The 20,321-nt window shown below is 58.4% G+C and carries 19 protein-coding genes and 1 pseudogene; 4 read left to right on the top strand and 16 right to left on the bottom strand.

Annotation, left to right across the window (positions count from 1 at the left end):
- Positions 1-7: 7 nt before the first annotated feature.
- On the bottom strand, positions 8-163 hold the full coding sequence (locus tag AB3X55_12610) for a hypothetical protein (protein ID MEX0504431.1): 156 nt from the start codon (positions 161-163) through the stop codon (positions 8-10).
- Between the two features lie 69 nt (positions 164-232).
- Between AB3X55_12610 and AB3X55_12605 the strand changes: the two genes are divergently transcribed.
- Complete coding sequence (locus AB3X55_12605; protein MEX0504430.1) at positions 233-499, top strand: PTS beta-glucoside transporter subunit IIABC; 267 nt, start codon at positions 233-235, stop codon at positions 497-499.
- 212 nt (positions 500-711) lie between these two features.
- Here the strand turns inward: AB3X55_12605 and AB3X55_12600 are convergent, their stop codons facing one another.
- Both AB3X55_12600 and AB3X55_12595 read right to left on the bottom strand, forming a co-directional pair.
- The gene (locus AB3X55_12600; GenBank protein ID MEX0504429.1) at positions 712-2,235 is read right to left on the bottom strand and encodes a tetratricopeptide repeat protein; all 1,524 of its coding nucleotides are present in this window, start codon (positions 2,233-2,235) and stop codon (positions 712-714) included.
- Between the two features lie 245 nt (positions 2,236-2,480).
- Positions 2,481-3,149 (bottom strand): trans-aconitate 2-methyltransferase, encoded by a 669-nt coding sequence (locus AB3X55_12595; GenBank protein ID MEX0504428.1) that lies wholly within the window; start codon positions 3,147-3,149, stop codon positions 2,481-2,483.
- A 230-nt stretch (positions 3,150-3,379) separates the two neighbouring features.
- On the opposite strand from AB3X55_12595, the gene AB3X55_12590 reads away from it, so the two are divergent.
- A complete protein-coding gene (locus AB3X55_12590; protein ID MEX0504427.1) occupies positions 3,380-4,195 on the top strand; it encodes an N-acyl homoserine lactonase family protein in 816 nt (271 codons plus the stop codon).
- Between the two features lie 24 nt (positions 4,196-4,219).
- Here AB3X55_12590 and AB3X55_12585 read toward each other — a convergent pair whose 3' ends face one another.
- Genes AB3X55_12585 through AB3X55_12575 form a run of 3 tightly spaced genes read right to left on the bottom strand, consistent with a single transcriptional unit; the run spans position 4,220 to position 8,170 of the window.
- Entirely contained in the window at positions 4,220-5,365 is a 1,146-nt protein-coding gene (locus tag AB3X55_12585) for an iron-containing alcohol dehydrogenase (protein MEX0504426.1), read from the bottom strand.
- Positions 5,365-6,744: an aldehyde dehydrogenase family protein gene (locus tag AB3X55_12580; GenBank protein MEX0504425.1), complete on the bottom strand. Its 1,380-nt coding sequence runs from the start codon at positions 6,742-6,744 to the stop codon at positions 5,365-5,367. The genes AB3X55_12585 and AB3X55_12580 overlap by 1 nt, the downstream gene beginning before the upstream one ends.
- Positions 6,745-6,760: 16 nt before the next feature.
- Positions 6,761-8,170: a glutamine synthetase family protein gene (locus AB3X55_12575; protein MEX0504424.1), complete on the bottom strand. Its 1,410-nt coding sequence runs from the start codon at positions 8,168-8,170 to the stop codon at positions 6,761-6,763.
- Positions 8,171-8,325: 155 nt separating this feature from the next.
- Between AB3X55_12575 and AB3X55_12570 the strand changes: the two are divergent.
- Positions 8,326-8,445 (top strand): annotated as a pseudogene (locus AB3X55_12570) (Ldh family oxidoreductase).
- 206 nt (positions 8,446-8,651) lie between these two features.
- On the opposite strand, the gene AB3X55_12565 reads toward AB3X55_12570, so the two are convergent.
- Entirely contained in the window at positions 8,652-9,236 is a 585-nt protein-coding gene (locus AB3X55_12565) for a malonic semialdehyde reductase (protein ID MEX0504423.1), read from the bottom strand.
- Positions 9,237-9,404: 168 nt separating this feature from the next.
- On the bottom strand, positions 9,405-9,881 hold the full coding sequence (locus AB3X55_12560) for a cyclic nucleotide-binding domain-containing protein (protein ID MEX0504422.1): 477 nt from the start codon (positions 9,879-9,881) through the stop codon (positions 9,405-9,407).
- A 53-nt stretch (positions 9,882-9,934) separates the two neighbouring features.
- Here AB3X55_12560 and AB3X55_12555 point away from each other — a divergent pair, with 53 nt between their 5' ends.
- On the top strand, positions 9,935-11,389 hold the full coding sequence (locus AB3X55_12555; protein ID MEX0504421.1) for an amidase: 1,455 nt from the start codon (positions 9,935-9,937) through the stop codon (positions 11,387-11,389).
- Here the strand turns inward: AB3X55_12555 and AB3X55_12550 are convergent.
- The 8 genes from AB3X55_12550 to recF all read right to left on the bottom strand — a co-directional run bounded on the left by AB3X55_12550 (position 11,379) and on the right by recF (position 20,316).
- Positions 11,379-12,311, bottom strand: a complete 933-nt coding sequence (locus tag AB3X55_12550) for a DMT family transporter (GenBank protein MEX0504420.1) — start codon at positions 12,309-12,311, stop codon at positions 11,379-11,381. The two genes, AB3X55_12555 and AB3X55_12550, sit on opposite strands and share 11 nt — an antisense overlap.
- Before the next feature lie 12 nt (positions 12,312-12,323).
- A complete protein-coding gene (locus AB3X55_12545) occupies positions 12,324-13,058 on the bottom strand; it encodes a GNAT family N-acetyltransferase (GenBank protein MEX0504419.1) in 735 nt (244 codons plus the stop codon).
- Positions 13,059-13,064: 6 nt separating this feature from the next.
- Positions 13,065-14,069: an aldo/keto reductase gene (locus AB3X55_12540; GenBank protein MEX0504418.1), complete on the bottom strand. Its 1,005-nt coding sequence runs from the start codon at positions 14,067-14,069 to the stop codon at positions 13,065-13,067.
- Positions 14,070-14,188: 119 nt separating this feature from the next.
- On the bottom strand, positions 14,189-14,542 hold the full coding sequence (locus AB3X55_12535) for a hypothetical protein (protein ID MEX0504417.1): 354 nt from the start codon (positions 14,540-14,542) through the stop codon (positions 14,189-14,191).
- A 225-nt stretch (positions 14,543-14,767) separates the two neighbouring features.
- Positions 14,768-15,298, bottom strand: coding sequence for an ActR/PrrA/RegA family redox response regulator transcription factor (locus AB3X55_12530; protein MEX0504416.1), 531 nt, complete (start codon positions 15,296-15,298; stop codon positions 14,768-14,770).
- Positions 15,299-15,323: 25 nt separating this feature from the next.
- The gene (locus AB3X55_12525; protein ID MEX0504415.1) at positions 15,324-16,628 is read right to left on the bottom strand and encodes an ActS/PrrB/RegB family redox-sensitive histidine kinase; all 1,305 of its coding nucleotides are present in this window, start codon (positions 16,626-16,628) and stop codon (positions 15,324-15,326) included.
- Positions 16,629-16,689: 61 nt separating this feature from the next.
- Positions 16,690-19,146, bottom strand: coding sequence for a DNA topoisomerase (ATP-hydrolyzing) subunit B (gene gyrB / locus AB3X55_12520; GenBank protein ID MEX0504414.1), 2,457 nt, complete (start codon positions 19,144-19,146; stop codon positions 16,690-16,692).
- Between the two features lie 3 nt (positions 19,147-19,149).
- Complete coding sequence (recF, locus tag AB3X55_12515) at positions 19,150-20,316, bottom strand: DNA replication/repair protein RecF (protein ID MEX0504413.1); 1,167 nt, start codon at positions 20,314-20,316, stop codon at positions 19,150-19,152.
- Positions 20,317-20,321: the final 5 nt, after the last annotated feature.

The raw sequence follows: 20,321 nt of genomic DNA, 5'->3' as shown, positions 1-20,321 counted from the left end.
ACAACGGCTAGGAAGAAATTTGGATCGCTATTCCATCTAGGGTTATGGCGAATGCCGTAATATTTTGTCCAATAAATTCTTGTGCCGCTTCGCCCCAATAATGATAAGAATATGAGGTCTTGACCGTCACCAGAAGATGTCCACATGGCGTGTCAATATCCATCGTTTTCCTGCGCCAGAAAGGACGGGCGCGCACAGAACCAGCAATCTATAAATACACTAGAGACGCCCTTTGAATACTGAAAACCGGATAGCAAAAGGTGAAGATGAAAACCCTTTTAGGGAGATGGGTTTCATTCAGTTCTGGATTGTCTCAACACTCTTCTGGATGACGTTCCCTGCATCTTTTGTCATCTGCTATCTGGCAATGGGTTCGCTTAGAACCAAACAACTCATCAAGGCGCTTGTGAATGACTTCTTACAGACACTTCTCGTCATTCTGGTGGCCGCCTGCATCATCATCTATGTCATCTACCATTATGTCTCTGCTTGGTTCTGAAACGCCTCATAAGAAAAACCAGAGCTGATTTACGAGCAAATGCCCAAGGCACATTTTCGGAGCAGACAAACGATCACGGCCTGCGCCCATATGGTGTTGATGTCGCGGCCTTGGAAACAGGATATCTTGGTCCCAGCAATCTGCGACACGCTTGCCACGCGGTCTGGCGGCATCAAAATCCTTTGCATTGTCGGCCAGGGGTAGAAAGTGCGTTATCGGGTCACTTTCCGCAGCGCCTCGGCGACATCCTCCATCACCTGGCCCCAGTCACGTGTTTTATCCTGCCGGAACAAGGTCATGGCCGGATACCAGGGCGAATCAGCTCGGTCCAGCATCCACCTCCAATCCGGCGTGAATGACAGCATCACAAGGCTTGTCTTTCCAAGAGCCCCGGCGATATGTGCAAAACTGGTATCAACCGAAACAACCAGATCCGACAGGGCGCATATGGCTGCCGCGTCTTCGAGGTTGGTGCTTTTGGCAAGCGGAACTCTGAGATGCGGCAATGAGCGGGCAAGCTGTCTTTCTGACTTGTCGAGATCATGATGCAGACAGATCCAGTCAAATTCAGGCGACAGATGATGCGCGATATCATCGAGACGTGCGCTGCGATTATGGTCATTCGAATTATTGGGGTTGCCGCGCCATGCCACCGCCACACGCGGTCTGGAAGAGGTGCCAAGCCGCTGTGACCAGTCTTCGATGCGGTCAGGAGATACCGCTAGGTAAGATGTCGATGCGGGGATGGTTTCAAGCGTTGTCTTGAAGGCTAGAGGCAGGCTCATTAACGGGCAATGAAGGTCAAATGTGGGCAGGGTGTCATGCTTGCCAATGAGATGGTCTATACCCTTCATTGCGGTAAGCAGCGGATGCAAGGATTCTGGCGCCTCAACCACGACCCTGGCGCCGAGGTCGGCCACCATCGGCACATATCGGATGAACTGAACGGTGTCACCAAGCCCCTGTTCGCTGTGAAGCAGGATTGTCTTGCCGGCAATGTCGCTGTCACCGCCCCATAGAGGCTGTTTAAAATTACGCTTTGGCGAACTCAACTTGGTTTGTCGCCACCGCCATTCCCATAGTGCCCAGCCAGTCTCAAAATCACCCCGCAGCAGCAGCGCGATGCTCTTGTTGAAAGGGGCGCCAGCGAAATCGGCATCCGCGGTGATGGCCCTGTCATAATCAGACAGTGCCTCATCAATTCTGTGCATATCCTTCAGCACATTGCCGCGGTTATTCAGCGCCTCGACATAATCAGGCCTTAAGCTAATTGCCTCATTGAAACAGGCCAAAGCCTCATCAAGCCTCATCATATCATGAAGCAATGTACCGCGGTTGTTCCGGAACGTTGGATCATTGGGCACAAGCTCTATCAACCGGTTATTATCCAAGAGAGCCTCATCGAACCGCTGCATACCCTGTAACACCAGTGAACGATTGTTCAGCGCACCCGCATGATCGGGAACCGACCTTATAGCAAGGTCAAAGTCAGCCACTGCGGTCGCAAGCTTGCCAGCAGCCCACTCCATGGTTCCCTTGTTGAAATGCGCCTCGGCATGTCCTGGCTGCAGCGCCAGCGCCTTGACGAAGAGCGCTCGGGCCTTCGTATGCTGGCCAAACTGTGCATTGACCACCGCCAGCAGATGCATGGCGTCAAAATGTTTAGGCGACAGTTGGAGGATCTGCTGATAAATACGACCTGCTTGTTGCAGATCGCCCCGTTCATGGAGAACCATGGCTTTGTGTAACAGGCCTGGAACCAGGGATGCCCTGCCAAATCCCGAATTCAAACCCGGTTTCATTGGCATTCTCGGCACGGACCACTCCTTCAAACACGGCACGCCGTTCCAATCAAAGGCCTGCCACCATGGCCAAGGGCGCTGAGTTACCATACCCCTTAGTGACAGTTTGACAAGACAGCCGACAAAGCCAGCACCCCAATATGCAACCCCTGGCAAATATTAACCCAGCCCACCTGTCTTCAGCTCGAGATGATCAGGGTCATGTCGTGTTTCAGCCCTGGTGTATCGACGACATGCACATCGCCAAAACGCTGGCGAAGCTGCAGAAGAATTGCCTGTCTATCGGCATAGAAGATATGGTTGCTAATGGCCATCCTGCGGCGGCCAAGCAGATTCAGAACCATGCCATGTCGGCAATGAGGGTGGCAGATTTCCAGCTGGTCGAGGATATAGCGCTGCCACCGCACCGCATCGTCAATCATGCACAGGTTGAAGGTGCCAGAGAACAGCGCATAATCGACAGGCCTGGACGGCAGGCTGCCGAGGCGAAAGCTGGCCCGCCTGTCCGGAAACCGCTGATGGCAGGCCCTAATCATTGCCGGGTTGATGTCACAGCCGACATACCCCCAGTCGGCAAAGGTATTGCGCAAGGACATATAGTCAAGAAGCGCCCCATAGCCACATCCGATATCCGCGATCACTGGTGCCGGGAGTGAATCGCCACCTATCCGGGATCTGTGCTGTCCTATGGCCGCAAGAAGCGCAGCAAATCTCGCATTCTGACTTTTCGCCGAGTTCCAGAACACGCCCTGCGGGCTGGCACCATGCCGACCCAGCGCGGCCGTATAGGCACGGATCACCCCAGCTTCGATGGAGAATGGCCACAATGCCGACAGCCTGCCTATCATCGCCTATCCCCGCCTTCCGGTACCAGCGCACGCCAATGTGCAATCCTGCCCATCCATGCCCCCCATCCCATGCCCCAGCTATATTGGCAAGCAGGCCAGAGGGAAAGGCTCGAATCGATCTCGAAACCAGAATGGGAGGATACCGCATGCTGGGTGCTTTTCTTGGCGGCGGCTTTGCGCTTCAATAGCCTTGGCCAAGCAGGTTTGATCAGAAGCTGGGGAGATACGCCATGTCGGAAACATTGTGGGAAGTCTATGCCGTCAAATATGCCGACCGCAACAATCGAACCAGATTCGAGAGCTTCATGTTCGACCCGCTGCACCAGCAGCCTCACCCGATGGATTACTTTGTCTGGGTGCTGCGATCAGGCAACCGTACCATCCTTGTCGATACCGGCTATGACACCGAAGAGGCAGCGCGGCGCGGCAGACCGATCCTGTGCCACCCGGTCAAGGCCATCGAGGCGCTTGGCCTGACATCCGATGATGTTAATGATGTCGTCATCACGCATCTTCACTACGATCATGCTGGCACGCTGGGATCATTTCCTCGCGCAACATTCCACCTCCAGCCAGCAGAAATGGCCTATGCCACCGGCCCCTGCATGTGTGAGGACATATTGCGAAAACCCTTTACAGGGGCGCATATCTGCGACGCGGTGACGGCTGTTTTTTCGGGGCGGGTCAGGTTCAAGGAACGGGATGATGCTGTGGCTGATGGCGTTACCGTGCATTGTGTTGGCGGCCATTCCAAGGGGCTGCAGGTTGTCCGGGTGAAAACCGCCAGCGGATGGATGTGTCTGGCCTCCGACGCCACGCATTTCTATGAGAATTTCATCACCAGGGCGCCGTTTCCAATCGTTGTCGATGTTGAAGAGATGCTGCATGGCTATGACCGTATCCAGTCACTTGCCAGCCGCAACGAGATGGTGATTCCAGGACATGACCCGCTGGTGACAACGCTTTACCCCGGTTTCGGGACAAGCGGTTTTGTCTGGCGGCTTGATGGTGGGCCGACAGCAAGCCTGCCAGACAGTTTCACCTGATATGGCAGGCTTGGACAGGCTGGGTCAGATACAGGCTTCGAACAGCGCGCGTAGATTATCCGCTGTCAACGGCACCGGGTTACCGCCACATGACGGGTCCTCAAGCGCCATCGCCACCAGATCATCCATCCGGTCAACGGTTACGCCCATTTCACCAAGCCGGCGGGGAATCCTGAACCTGTCATTGAAGGTCTGTACGAACGCACAGAATCCGTCAAAGCCGCCATCGATGCCAAGATAGGGTGCCGCGCGATCAAATCTGTCCCTGATCTGAGGCGCGTTCATCGCCAGCACCGCAGGCATGCATACAGCATTTGTGGTGCCGTGATGCGTATTGAAGACGGCACCAACGGGGTGGCTCATGGCATGGATGGCACCAAGCCCCTTTTGAAAGGCGGTGGCCCCCATTGCCGCCGCGCTCATCATATGGGCGCGGGCCTCTATATCGTCAGGCCTGTCATAGGCACGGGGCAGATTCTCGATCACCAACCGCATGCCTTCGAGCGCGATGCCCTGTGACATCGGGTGATAATGCGGACTGCTGAAGGCCTCGACACAATGCGCAAAAGCATCAAGGCCGGTGCCGGCGGTGATGAAATCCGGCATCCCGACAGTCAGCTCTGGGTCGGCAATCACGACGCTTGGCAGCACTTTCGGGTGAAAGATGATCTTCTTCACATGGGTCTGTGAATTGGTGATGACACTGGCCCGACCGACTTCAGACCCGGTGCCGGCAGTTGTCGGCACAGCGATGATCGGCGCGATGGCGTCGGCATCGGCGCGGGTCCACCAGTCGCCGATATCCTCAAAGTCCCAGACCGGGCGCGACTGTCCCGCCATGAAGGCAACCATCTTGCCAAGATCGAGGCCCGAACCACCGCCAAAGGCAATCACACCATCATGTCCGCCGGCCCTGTAGGCCGCGATCCCAGCTTCGAGATTCACTTCATTCGGGTTCGGGTCGACATCGGCAAACAGCGCGTGCTGAAGCCCGGCCGCCGCCAGACAGTCCATCGCCCGCGCGGTAATCGGCAAGCCGGCAAGGCCACGGTCGGTGACCAGCAATGGGCGGCTGATGCCAACCTGCGCACAGGCCTCGGCAAGTTCTGAGATCCGACCGGCGCCAAAGCGGATCGCCGTCGGATAGGACCAGTTTCCGGTAAGGTTCATCATGTAACTTTCTTCAGGTGATAGGATTTCGGACGGGTCAGATTATGAAAACCGATGACTGACAGACCGCCACCACGGCCCGTATCCTTGACCCCGGTCCAGCACAGACCCGGATCGAGATAATCGGCACGGTTCAGAAATACGGTGCCCGTCTCGACACGGTTGCCAACAGCCTCGGCCCGGTCCACATCGCCTGTCCACAGGCTTGCTGTCAGGCCGTAATGGCTGTCATTCATCATCGCGACGGCTTCATCATCATCGCGCACCTTCATGATCCCGACGACAGGGCCAAAGCTTTCCTCGCGCATCACCTCCATGTCATGGGTGACATTTGTCAGCACCTGCGGCGTCAGATAGGCACCGTCATCATCCCCGGCCATGCGGGCGATATGCGCCACCGCACCGGCGGCAACCGCATCGTCGATCTGGCGGCGCACATGGGCGGCAAAGCGGACATGCGCCATCGGTCCCATCGTCGTGTCATGGTCGAGAGGATTGCCAAGCTGGTAGCCATTCACCGTTGCCACGGCGCGATCGACAAATTCATCATACAGGCTGTGATGGACATAGATCCGTTCAATGCCACAGCAGCACTGCCCCGAATTGAACATCGCCGCATCGACAAGCGTCGCCACCGCTGCCTCAAGATCGGCATCTTCCATCACATAGCCTGGATCCTTGCCGCCAAGCTCGGTACCGACACCGGTAAAGGTTCCTGCCGCCGCATGTTCCATCGCGCGGCCACCGCCAACAGAGCCGGTGAAGTTGATGAAATCGAACAGCCCGTCCCCGATCAGCCCGGCAGTGGTGTCATGGTCAAGGCAGAGATTCACAAACAACGATTCAGGCACACCGGCTGCGTGGAACGCGGTCGCAAGACGCTCGCCGGCAAGAAGCGTCTGGGTGGCGTGTTTCAGCACCACCGCATTGCCGGCAATCAGCGCCGGCGCGATGGTGTTGATGGCTGTCAGATAGGGATAGTTCCAGGGTGCAACGACAAACACCACGCCATGTGGCAGACGCCTGATGAACCGCCTGAACTGGGCGTCTTCACCAACCTTGATGTCAGCCAGCGACGCCGCGGCAATCGAGGCCATATGGCCGGCCCGTTCCTCAACCCCGCCAAACTCACCCCCATAGCGAACCGGACGCCCCATCATATGGGCAAGTTCGGGAACAATCTCGTCATTCGCCGCGCCAAGCGCCGCGACCCCCGCCATCACCAGCGCGATACGTTCGTCAAGTGGACGCGCCGCCCAGCCAGGCTGTGCGGCACGCGCAGCGTTGATGGTCGCCATTGCCGTGGGACGATCCAATGCCTTGCGGGTCGCCACCACCGATCCGTCGATCGGGGAAATACAGCGTATTTCAGTCATTATTCAGCTTCCCTTCCGGTCAGGCACGCTCGAACCCGCGTGCCACCTCGTAATCCGTGACAACACGGTCGAACTCTTCAATTTCCCAGGCGGCGGCGCGTGCATAGTGCCGCATGACACCCTCGCCAAAGGCCTCGCGCATCATTTTCGAACGCATCATCGCGGCGCGCGCATCGCGAAGCGTTGCCGGCAGCATGGCCGAACGTCCCTTATAGACATCGCCTGTGGTCGCGGGTGGCAGTTCAAGACCTTCCTCAATGCCGGACAGACCGGCGGCAAGCTGCGCCGCCATCGCCAGATAGGGGTTAAGATCGGACCCGCCGATCCGGCATTCAACCCGCACACCCGGCGTTCCGTCACCGCAGACACGGAAACCGGCGGTGCGGTTGTCGACCGACCAGATGATCCGTGTCGGCGCAAAGGTTCCCTTGGCAAACCGCTTGTAGCTGTTGATGTAGGGGGCCAGGAAATAGGTTGTTTCACCGGCATATTTCAACAATCCGGCAAGATAGTTCCGCATCAGACCCGACATTCCGAGCGGGGCGCCGGCGTCATAGAAGGCTGGCGCGCCATCCTTCCACAGTGACTGGTGGATATGCGATGACGACCCAACCTTGTCATGATGCCATTTTGGCAGAAACGACACGGCGCGCCCCTGCTGCCAGCCGATTTCCTTGGCGGCGTGTTTGGCGATGGTGTGATAATCGGCGGTCAGCATGGCCTCGGCATATTTGATGTTCAGCTCTTCCTGGCCTGTCTCGGCTTCACCCTTGGAATTCTCAACCGGAATGCCAGCCGCCCGCAGATGGTTGCGGAGCGGGCGCATCACATGCTCTTCCTTGGTTGTCTGCAGGATATGGTAATCCTCGTTATAGCCGCTGATCGGGGCCAGATCGGCAAAGCCGGACTTGCGGATTTCATCAAAGCTCTTCTCGAAGATAAAGAATTCCAGTTCGGTGGCTGTCATCGCCTCGAAGCCCATAGCCGCGGCGCGCGCCACCTGTTTCTTGAGAAGTGCGCGCGGCGAATGCGGCACCTCCTGATGGGTGTGGTGATCCAGAACATCGCAAAGCACCAGCGCCGTGCCCTCAAGCCAGGGGACACGGCGAAGGGTCGAAAGGTCGGGCTTCATGATGTAGTCGCCATAGCCGGATTCCCAGGATGTGGCCTCATAGCCATCCGGCGTCGCCATCTCGAGATCGGTTGCCAGCAGATAGTCACAGCAATGCGTCTCTTCCCAGGCGCTTTCGACAAAATGCTCAGCGTGAAACCGTTTGCCGGCAAGCCGCCCCTGCATATCGACAATGCAGGCAAGCACCGTATCGATCGTGCCGGCTGCCGTTTCTGATTTCAGATCCTCAAAAGAGATATGTCCCACCTTGAACCCCCTTGTTGGTGCGCTGATACATCTACGCCACAGATTAGCCATTCACAGCAGCGACGCCAGCCATTTTCAGCCTGAACGGACCGATATAATCGACTATGTTCATTCCGTTAGTCGTTTCTCTCACCTCCAAGACGGTAGATATGTATCAAACCGACCCCCACCGGCTGTGTCACCTTGTAAGCGAGAGCTATATCGCGATGGGGGTGCCGACAGACACCGCCACCCATCTTGCAGACACACTTGTTCAGGCTGATCTGTGGGGGCATTCCTCACATGGCGTGATGCGCACATTCTGGTATGGCGCACGGATTGCCAGCTGGAAGGAAAGTGCCCCGCAGGATGGCATTGCCGAAATCATGTATCCCGGTGAACCGGAACACCGTCACCAGGCTTCGGCGCGCGCAACGGGCCTTGCGCTGCCAGCCGATGTGGTCAGCGATCTTGTCTCGAAAGCATCCTCGCTTGGCATTGCCATATCGGCGGAGGAGCTGGCCTTCTAGCAATCAATCTCTGGTTACAAGCCTCAGACGATCCGGCAGGCTTCGTCGAATTCCAGCCTGGCCGCACGGCCATGAAGCTTTTCCCCATCGCCATAGCCGAGATTCAGCAGGAAGTTGGAGCGCCATGTCGTGCCAGCATAGAACAGCTCGTCGACAACAGCATTCTTGAACCCGGACATTGGCCCGCAATCAAGCCCCATGCCCCGCGCCACCGTCATCAGAAACCCGGCCTGAAGCGAGCTGTTGCGAAGCGCCACCTTTTCCAGCGCCGGTTCGGGAAGCGAGGCCTCCTTTGGCGGGTTTTCCATATGCGGTGCCAAGCGCGGGTAGTTCTCGAAAAAGGCCATGTCATAGGCAATAATGGCTGTTACCGGAGCCGATTTGATCTTGTCGACATTGCCCGGCATCGATGCCTGAAGCAGTTTTTCCCTGCTCTCGGGCGTGGTTACGAAGGTGATTCGCATCGGGCAGGAATTCGATGCTGACGGAGCGAATTTCGCGACCTCGTAGAGCGCACGAAGCTGATCCTCGCTGACCGGCTTGTCAGAAAAGAATTTGAACGAACGCGCCTCGGTAAAAAGTTGCTCAAGCGTCATATCATTGGCCATGAAAACCGTCCTTCTATCTATCGGTGCCATCTGTCGGCGGACCGGGGCAAACCCCCGCTGGACCAGCACGGTGGCCAGTCATGACCCATTATATAGGAATGGCATGTCGGATTTACCCCATTCACCACACGTTTTTTTCACCTGGAAATGTCCGATGTGTGACGTCGGTCAGGGCCTCTGGATCTCGTCGGGCGCAAGACTGCGGTAGATATTGAGTTGCTGCCACTGGTCCTCATTCTTCTGATTGGCATCAGCAAGCCTGTTTGTCAGATTGCGGATCAGCGCGCGCAACACAGGGTCGGCTTCGCCAAGCTTGCGCTGCATGGTAGAGGCATCAATAACATCAATGACGGACGTGCTGGCCGAGACCGCCCGTGCCGTGCGTTCCCGTTCGCCCATGATCGAGGCCATCTCACCAAACAATTCGCCTTCGCCGAGCGTCGCCAGCAGAAATCCTTCACGCGACCGAATTTCGACCTTGCCGCTGTTGATGAGAAACAGTTCATCACTTTTCTCGTTGGTTTCGAAAATCACCTCGCCCTTCTTGAAGGGTTTGCGCACCATGTTCATCACAATCTTCATCGCGCCTTGCTCCCGTTGCCTGCTGCAGATCGGCTCGACAAGCTGCCGGCCCCATGCCAGCATTCATCTTGCAGAGGATAAATATTCCAGTGCAACCACTCTGGAGAGTCCGTTCCATGACGACTTCAACCGGATATACCGGACCGGATCTATGCCGCCGTCAGGCGCATGAGGTCATCGCCATGCTCAGGACGGGCGAGATCAGCGTCAGGGACTGTCTTGACGCCGCCTTTGCCCGGATCGAGGCTGTCGAGCCGGCCATCAACGCCATGCCGACACTCTGCAGGGAGCGCGCCTATGCGGCAGCGGACGGTCTCGATCGGCGCGATCCAGACATCACTCGGAATCTCGCCGGCCTGCCGATCACCATCAAGGATCTGACGATGGTCGCGGGGGTGCGCACCACCTTTGGCACAAAGGGCTTTGCCGATTTCGTTCCCGACACCAGCGACCCGCTTGTCACACGTCTTGAATCGCGGGGGGGTATTGTCATCGGCAAGACCAACACCCCGGAAATGGGTGCCGGTGGCAACACCTTCAACGATGTTTTCGGGCCGACACTCAACCCGTGGAACACCCGTCTGAATGCCGGCGGATCATCGGGCGGCGCGGCAGCATCGCTTGCCACCGGCGAGGTCTGGCTCAGCCACGGGTCAGATCATGGTGGGAGCCTGCGCACGCCAGCCTGCTATTGCGGTGTTGTCGGGCTGCGGCCAAGCCCCGGCCGGGCCGCCAGCGCCAGCCCGGCGGGATTCGCGACCGAGGGCGTGCAGGGGCCGATGGCGCGCTCGGTTCGCGACTGTGCGCTCTTTCTCGATGCCATGGCAGGGTACACACCGGCGCTTCCGATATCCTATCCCGGCCCGTTTACAGACAGTTTCGAGACAGCGGTGATACAGGCGGCAACAGCGCAGGAAGCCCCCAAACTGAAGATAGGCTTTTCCGCAGATTTCAACGGTATGGCAAAGGTTGATCCGGATGTTCTGACACATCTTCTGGGGGTTCTTGGCCAGATGGAGGCGCATGGCACGATCATCGAGGAGACCTGTCCCGACCTAGCCAATCTTGAGCGCACCTATTATACGCTTCGTGGTCTTGATATGGCTGTTGCGGGACGCCGGACACCGAAAACCGTCTCGAATCATTTCAAGCAGACATTGCGGGACAACATCGCGTTCGGGCGGAGATTGACAGCAGACGACATCGCCGACGCGCAGCTGGACAGAACTGTCATTTTCAACAATATGGTCGCCTTCTTCCAGACTTTCGATGTTCTTGCCTGCCCCACCGTCGGATGCATGCCGCATCCACAGACCGAAGAATGGGTCCGGCAGATCGATGGACACAGGCTGACAGGATATATGGACTGGCTCCGCTTTGCCTTTCTCGCGACAACCACAGGCCTGCCTGCCATATCGGTGCCGGTCGGGCCTGGTCCAGACGGCTTGCCGATCGGCATCCAGTTGATCGGACAGCCGCGCGGCGAGGCGGCGCTGCTGGCCGCCGCCCAGATTTTCGAGACTGTCACCGGGGGGCCGGCACATCCCATCGACCCCGTTATCAGCCCTTGATCATCCTTAGGATCCGGCGTGGCAGCCGCCCATCCATTGTCGTCAGCCCACAGATAATCAGGCCAAGTCCGACAAGATGATGCGCCAGCAGACGTTCACCGAGAAACAGAATGCCGAGAAGAATGGCACTTGCCGGCACCAGCATGGTGACAAGTGACAGGTTGGTGGCGCCAGCGCTGGCAAGAATTCTGAAATACAACCCATAGGCAAAGGCGGTGCAGATCACCGCGATGGCGACAACCGCCAGAACCGCATCACGCGACGGCATCGGCAGCATCCAGGGACGGTCGATTACCAGCACGAGTGGCAGCAGGAACAGGCTGGCCATTGTGACCTGTCCTGTTGTGGTCACCAGGGGCGATACGCCAAGGCTCCGGAAGCGGCGACCATAGGCGGCGACAAATCCATAGCTGAGCGAGGCCCCCAGAAGCGCCAGCTGGGCGGCAAGCACGGTTCCGGCATCCTGACGCGCAGCCTGACCCATCATCACTGCGACACCGGCAATGGCGATCAGAATGCCGACAATCTGACGGAGGGATATCTTTTCATCCCTCGTCATCAGATGCGCCATGATGGCGGCAAAAATGGGCGTTGTGGCGTTGATGATCGCAGCCTGACCGGAGGCAACATGACCCTGCGCCCACACGATCAGCCCAAACGGCAGAACATTGTTGAACAGGCCCATGACGGCAAAGGCCCCCAGCAGCCCGGGAAGACGGGGAATCCTGATCCCCTTGAGCCGCATCACCAGCAACAGGATCAGCGCCGCAATGCCGACACGACCAAGCACAATGGTCAGGACAGGCAGTTCACGGACCGCCACAGCGTTGAAAAAGAACGACCCGCCCCAGATGAAGGCAAGCAGCAGCAGCATCGCCCATTCGAGGGCGTGCATCTGGCGATTGATGGCAGGGCCTGTCACGCGGCGGTCCGTCTAGGCACCAGGCGCGCCGAGACCATCCCTGATTTCGGCAAGCCCCCGATGTTGCTGACCATCGGCGGTAAAGTTGTCAGGGCTGAGCCAGGCGTCAAACGCCGCCGCCGCAACCGGCCATTCGCTGTCCAGAATGGAAAACCAGGCGGTGTCACGATTACGGCCCTTGACGACCGCTGCCTGCCGGAACACCCCCTCATGGGAAAAGCCGAGCCTGAGCGCGGCACGCTTGGAACGGGCATTCAGATCGTTGCATTTCCATTCATAGCGGCGATAACCCCAGACCATGAAGACCTGCCGCATCATCAGATACATTGCCTCGGTGCCTATCGGTCGGCGCTGCATCACGGGCGAGAAGTTGATGTGACCAACCTCGATGACGCCGCCGGCCGGGTCGGGGCGAAGATAACTTGCCATCCCGACCGGTCTGGCGGTTGCAGGGTCGATCACGGAATAGAATTGCGGGCTGTCACCAAGACAGGTTGCGTCCAGAAAGGCCTCAAATGCGGACAGGCTATGAAAGGGGCCATAGGGGAGATAGTCCCAGATGATATCATCCGCATCGGTGCGAAAGGCATCATGAAGTCCGGCGGCATGATCCATCCGGAGCGGCTCCAACCGGCAATATCGACCGGTCATGACCTGACGATCCGGCGGATGCGCGCCGGCCCAGCCGGGAACCTCCCGGCCAAGATGGACCACCCTGTCCGATGCTGCCTTTCCCCCTTCAGTCACGACCCGTCAACAATACCTTTCCGGCCCATCCCATTGTGCCTGTGAATAGCGGTCACCGTGTGCCCATCCAACCGGAAGCACCTTTTCGATGGCGGCAAGCGCCGCATCATCAAGATCAAGTCTTGCGCCTTCACAATGCTGGCGCAGATGTTCTGGCGACCGCGTGCCGGGAATCGGGATCACATGTTCACCCTGATGCAGAAGCCAGGCAATCGCCAGCGCGGCGGCGGATGTGCCCATATCAGCGGCAAGCTTCCGGAACCCCTCACCAGCGGCGATGTTGGCCGACAGGTTTGGCTCCTGGAAACGTGGATTGACCTTCAGAAAGGGCAGATCGGCCGCCTTTTCGGGTGAATGCGGTTTGTCGGTCAAAAGCGAACGCCCGACTGGCGAGAAGGCGACAAGCGCTGTTCCAAGCTCGGCCGTCGTCTGGACAAGGCCAAGTTCGGGATACCGGACAGCCAGCGAATATTCGGACTGCACAGCCATCACAGGATGAACGGCATTGGCCCGGCGGAGCGACGATGGCGCGATCTCTGAAAATCCAAAGCCGCCGATCTTTCCCTTCTTGATCAGCCCGGCAAGCGTTTCCGTTACCTCTTCGATTGGCGTCGCCGCGTCGCGGCGATGAACATAGAAAAGGTCAACCCGCTCAACGCCGAGCCGCGCCAGTGATCCGTCCAGTTCAGCTTCGAGATGCGCCGCCGAATTGTTGTATATCCGCGCACCTGTATCGGGATCCTTGGTGATTCCGGCCTTTGTCGCGATCGAAAACAACTCGCCACGCTGATTTCCCTGTTTGGCAAGAAAGCTGCCGATGGCCGCTTCCGACCTGTGCGGTCCATAGACGTTCGAGGTGTCGATATGTGTCACCCCTTCATCAAGCGCTGTGGCGAGGATGGCATGTGACTGCGACTCGTCTGTCGTGCCATAAAAATCGGTAAAGGACATCGCCCCAATGCCGATAGCGGAAATCAGCGGGCCAGAAGCGCCAAGTCGTCTTGTTTTCATGTCAGGTCCAATCAAAGGTAAAAGCCGGGAGATGTCCCGAAAAGGTCATTCACGAGGCACGGCTTTGCTGTCCGATCCCGTCACCGGAACCGGTCAGCACGGCGCGCAACAGCTAGATGCTACTCGAAATCACCTCGGCAGATAAAGGTCACTGTGGCGATGTTGGCCTGAAGCGCCATAGTTTCGACAGTGGCAATCTCATACCCGGCGGCAAGACAGTCATCGCGTGCCATACGCCGCACCTCGATTGGCGGAGACAGAAAACCGGAAAATTCAGTATCCCAGGAATAGACAAGTGGGGGTGGCGGCGGGGGGGGTGGTGGCGCGATCACCTGTGGCAGGACTGTCTGGTCGACATTGCTGGTATCAGGGGTGGAGGCAATCTGGGGTTGCGCGCCGGTCCCTGGATTGCAGGCGGCCAGAATCACGCTGATCAGACCAATCTGGATGGTTGCTGATATCCTGAATTTCACGTCCCGCCCCCGATTCCAAGAGGTTGCACCAGCATAAAGACATTCCCGCCTTTTGGAGCGGGCATGATATGGCGATTCATCTTTTGAGGTAAACCCGCCATAGCGCGCATTTTGAGAGATTTTTGTCCAACGCAATGGGGACGCAATGGGGACGTCATGGGACAGACGCGCGGTCTGGATTGGCGTGATCTGGACTGACAGTGCGGGGGACGCCGGAGCGCCTGGTCAGGTTCGCGGGGCGTGCTTGCTGAGGATGCGCTGCAATGTCCGCCTGTGCATGCGAAGACGCCGGGCGGTTTCAGACACATTGCGACCACACTGTTCGTAAACGCGCTGGATATGTTCCCAGCGGACGCGGTCCGCACTCATCGGGTCCTGTGGCGGTGGAGGCATGCCGTCACCATTGTGGCGAAGCGCCGCCGCAAGGCTGTCAGGATCGGCAGGTTTTGGAAGATAATCGAGCGCGCCCGCCTTGACGGCTGCAACAGCTGTCGCAATGTTGCCAAAGCCTGTCAGCATCACGATCCGGCATTCCGCACGCTTGGCACGCAGTTCGGATACAAGGCTGAGACCCGTGCCATCTTCAAGTTTCATGTCGAGAACAGCGTAGGCTGGTGGCGATTTGCGGACGATGTCGATACCTTCGGCAACAGAGCCGGCATCCATCACCTCGAAGCCGCGCGCCTCCATGGCCCGTCGCAGCCTGGTGCGAAGGGGGGCATCGTCATCAAGGATCAACAGCGAATTGTCGGTCACCACACTCTCTCATTACACATGTTCGCTACAGGCTCGGATGGTTTGCAGCCACCGAGCCGAGCGGGAGGTAAACCTTCACTTCACCACCGCCGCTCTTCGCGTTCCCGTATAATATTGAGCCGCCAAGGGTTTCAATCAAGGTGCTGGCAATAAAAATACCTAAACCACGATGCGCACCCTCGCCGCGGCGAGAGGTATTCCAGGGCGCGCCAACCCGCGCCAGCACCCCGGCAGGAAACCCCGGACCATCGTCACTGATGGTCACAGTCACCTCGTCGACCGTGCAGCGGATCATGACCGTAACCTCTGTTTTGGCGAAGTCGCGCGCGTTACTGAGCAGGTCTTCAAGCGCGTGCATCAATTCCGGGCCCCGTCTGACAAGCGGCATCGGCACCGCCGATCTTTCATCAAACACTACCTTGAATGCAGACGACGCATCGTCTTCAAGGCGGTTGTCGAGGATTTCCTCAATCAGGCTGGACAGCGGCAACGGGGTTTCAAGGTCGAGCGATTCCGCCGATTGATAATCGTCAAGCTCGCCAAGAATAACACGGCATCGCTCGGTCTCGGCACGAAGCAGCATCACGTCATCATAAAGGGGGTCATCGGTGGCAATGTCCTGCGCCAGCTCATGCGCGATCACCGTGATCGTGTTCAGCGGTGAGCCAAGCCTGTGCGCCGCCGCCGTTGCCAGTGTACCAAGTGCCGCCGCCTGCTGTTCGGCGGCAAGTGCAAGCCGCGCTTCGGAAAGCGCTTCATCAAGCCGGCGGGCCCGGGAGGCTATCCACCATGTATAGATGCCTATGAAGGTGGCCGAAAGAATGAGCGCCATCCATAATCCGATGAGATACAGATCGGGATTGGCATCGCGGAGATCGTCGACCGGCAACGGATGGTTGAAAAACATCAAAAACGTGACACAGCCGGCAACAAGCGCGATCAGTTTCAGCGTTTCACGACGGCGCAGGAGTGTCGCCGACACCACGACGGGCGACAACAGCAGCACCGCAAAGGGGTTCAGCAGGCCACCGGTGAAATAGAGAAGTGCCGACAGCTGCGCCACATCGAAAATCAGCGCCGGAAAACTCTGGTTACGGGTCTTTTTCAGGATCATGGTCAGGCGCGTCTGCCAGACATTCATCGCCACCGAAAGACCAATCACAAACAATGCCGGCCCGATCGGAATCTGGATTTCCAGCACAAGAAAGGTAAATAGAAGCGCAAAAAGCTGGCCGGTGAGCGCCAGCCAGCGAATGTTCAGAATCAGGCGGGCATCGTTGGTGGCGGGTGGACTGCCCCTCCGCTCGCGCGGTTGCAGGAATGTACGCATGGCTGATGTGTCAGCCCATCGGCGCTCGGCTGATTTTGGCTCCGTGGCCATTTACCCGGCTTCAGACATCTAGATTGGCCACCCTCAGCGCGTTCTTCTGAATAAACTCGCGACGCTGGTCGACAGCCTCGCCCATCAGGGTTGAAAAGGCATTGTCGGCCTCTTCTTCCTGATCGATCGACACCCGAAGAAGCGTCCGCTGCGACGGGTCGAGCGTGGTTTCCCATAATTGTTCGGGATTCATCTCGCCAAGACCCTTGTAGCGCGAAATCTGCGCGCCCTTGCGGCCGGTCTGGAAAATCGCCAGTGACAGGCCAAGCGGGCCGGAGACCACCGATTCATTCGAACCAAGCCGCAAACTCGCCGGATTGGCGTAAAGTTCCTGCAGATGTGCCGCCATGGCATCAAGCTCAGCCACCTCGGGCGCCATCAGCAGACGCCGGTCAATGACGTAACGTTCGGTGATGCCTCGAAGCTGCCTTGTGACAATCATCGCCGGACCATTCGATGTATCCTCGATCGCGGCCTGCCAGCCCTTCTCAAGTTCGGCTGCCTGGCCTTCAAGCCGACGTGCCAGATAGGCAGCGCCTTCGGCATTGCCGATCATGGCAGGGGTCAGCAGTCCGGCAATGGCGGCCTGTTCAATCACGTCACGATTGCCAAGCCGCCTGCCAAGCTGGTCGATCAGCCTGCCGGCGATGGTGGCCCGTGCCGCGCTGTCATTCAGGTCGGCACCGGCAAGCTGGGTACCGTCCTGCAATGTCAGAACCGCATCCTTCAGCCCGGCTTCCATCAGATAGGTATCAAGCTCGCGCTGGTCTTTCAGATAGACCTCCGACTGACCACGCTTGGCCCGGAACAGCGGTGGCTGCGCGATATACAGAAAGCCGGCCTCGATCAGCGGGCGCATATGGCGGAAGAAGAATGTCAGAAGCAGGGTACGGATATGGCTGCCGTCGACATCGGCATCGGTCATGATGATGACCTTGTGATAGCGCGCCCTTTCGGTATCCATTTCATCATTGCCGACACCGCCACCAATGGCGGTGATCAATGTGCCGATTTCCGCCGATGACAGCATCTTGTCGGCCCGCGCCCGTTCGACATTCAGGATCTTGCCACGCAGGGGCAGGATGGCCTGGTTGCTCCGGTCACGACCCTGTTTTGCCGAACCGCCAGCCGAATCACCCTCGACAAGGAACAGTTCCGACTTGGCAGGGTCACGTTCCTGACAGTCGGCAAGCTTGCCCGGCAGGCTGGCAATTTCCATCACCCCCTTGCGCCGCGTCAGATCGCGGGCCTTGCGGGCCGCCTCACGCGCCGCCGCCGCCTCGAACGCTTTCGAGACAATCTTGCGGGCATCTGCCGGATGTTCCTCGAACCATTGGTTGAGACAGCTTGCGACCGCCGAGTCCACCACCGGCTTTACCTCCGAGGATACAAGCTTGTCCTTGGTCTGGGACGAGAATTTCGGATCGGGAACCTTGACCGACACAATGGCCGTCAGCCCTTCGCGCGAATCTTCTCCTGTCAGCGCCACCTTTTCACGTTTGGCAATCCCGGAAGACTGCGCATAGCTGTTCACCACACGCGTCATCGCTGCCCGGAAACCGGCAAGATGCGTCCCGCCATCGCGCTGCGGAATATTGTTCGTGAAACACAGCGTGTTTTCATGGAAGGAATCGGTCCAGGCCATGGCCAGTTCGACAGTGATGTCATCACGTGTTGTCGTCAGCGTTACCGTGTCATGAAGCGGCGTGCGCGACCGGTTGAGCCATTCGACAAAGGCCGTCAGCCCTCCATCGAAAAAGAACTCGGAAATGACAGGCTCGCCAGCCCGGTTGTCGGTCAGCATGATCCGCACGCCTGAATTCAGGAACGCCAGCTCGCGAAGCCGGTGTTCCAGCGTCGTAAAATCAAACTTGATGGCGGAAAAGGTTTCCTTTGACGGCATGAAGGTGACATGCGTGCCGGCAAGGCCACCGGAATCCCCCGTATCGGCAAGCGGGCCATCGGCATCACCATGCTGGAAGCGAATCTTGTGCTGTCGACCATCTCGATAAATCGTCAACTCAAGCCATTCCGACAAGGCATTCACCACCGAGACACCGACGCCATGAAGGCCGCCCGACACCTTGTATGAATTGTTGTCGAATTTCCCGCCAGCATGAAGCTGGGTCATGATCACCTCGGCCGCCGACACGCCTTCCTCGGCGTGGATTTCGACCGGGATGCCACGTCCATTGTCAGTTACCGTCACCGACCCGTCGGCATTCAGGATCACCTCGACAAGGTCACAATGTCCGGCCAGCGCCTCGTCGATGGCGTTGTCGACCACCTCATAGACCATATGGTGAAGCCCCGAGCCGTCATCGGTGTCACCGATATACATGCCCGGCCGTTTCCTGACGGCATCAAGGCCTTTCAGAACCTTGATGGAGTCGGCACCGTAATCAACAGCATCATCAGGGCTGTCATCGCCGGGAGTGTCATTGCCGGGAGTGTCATTGTCAGTCATAACTCATTCCTCCGACTGCGTTATGCTGGCCATTCCATCAGCTGCCGAAATCGACAGCGACTGGGCTTCAAGGCCTTCAAAATCATTCTGGTCGGTGCCGCTGAACCAGGTCTGCGCCCCAATCGCGCCAACAGCCGCGAACAGCGCGGCACGGCGCGCCACATCAAGATGCGCCACCACATCATCAAGAAGCAGCAGCGGAGGGCGACCGAGACGCCGCGCCTGCAGACGGGCATGCGCCAGCACAACGGCTATCAACAGCGCCTTCTGCTGGCCTGTCGACGCAAGATGGGCCGGTGCGTCGGTCTGGCTGTTGAGCGCAGTCATGTCACTTGCATGTGGCCCGGCAAGCGCCGGGTCACCAGCCACCCGGCGCTCGCGCGCAACGGCGACAAATCTGTCCTCGGCCTGCAATGCCGACCCTTCGGCAAGCCATGTCTCAACCGTTCCGTCAAGCACCAGCCTGACTCCCGGAAAATCAAACCATCCCTGCGCCGCCTCGGCATTCAGATCGGCGATCAAGGCCTGGCGCGCTGCGGTGACGGCAATGGCCGCCTCCGCCAGGCTGGCCTCGATGGCGCTGAACCAGGTTTCGTCCGAACGCCCCTCGGCTAGCAACGCCGCACGTTCGCGAAGAAGTTTGTCATAGCGGTTCGTGCGCCCGATATGCGCCGCGTCAAAGGCGATAACCAGACGGTCGAGAAACCGGCGACGCGCCCCGGGGCTGTCAATGAAAATTCCATCCATACGCGGGGTCAGCCATGACACCGACAGTAATCTGCCAATCTCGGTCTGCGGCACCGTTTCACCATCACGCCGCATGATCCGGCGTCCACTGTCGCTATCGGCTGGCACACCGGTGCCGATGCGGACCTGTTCGTCTGCTATGCACAGATCCGCCGCCACCGCCCATTGCTCGCCACCACTTCCCTGACGTGGCAGATGCTCGGCACGCGCCCGGCGCAGGCCACGGCCTGGCGCCAGCAGCGATATGGCTTCCATCAAATTGGTCTTGCCGGCACCATTTTCACCAAGCAGCAGCACATTTCGTGATTCGATCATCACCCTGCAATCGGCGTAATTGCGAAAATCGTGAAGTGACAGAAACGTCACCTGTGCCTCGGCCTGTCGGCCCGGCTGTGTCTGCTGTCTTTCCAAAAGAACAGTCAAGAACC

The organism is Alphaproteobacteria bacterium LSUCC0719 (assembly GCA_040839025.1).
Lineage (GTDB): Bacteria > Pseudomonadota > Alphaproteobacteria > Puniceispirillales > Puniceispirillaceae > UBA8309.
Note: the sequence above shows the minus strand (reverse complement) of the source record. Positions and strands in the feature narration are given on the sequence as shown.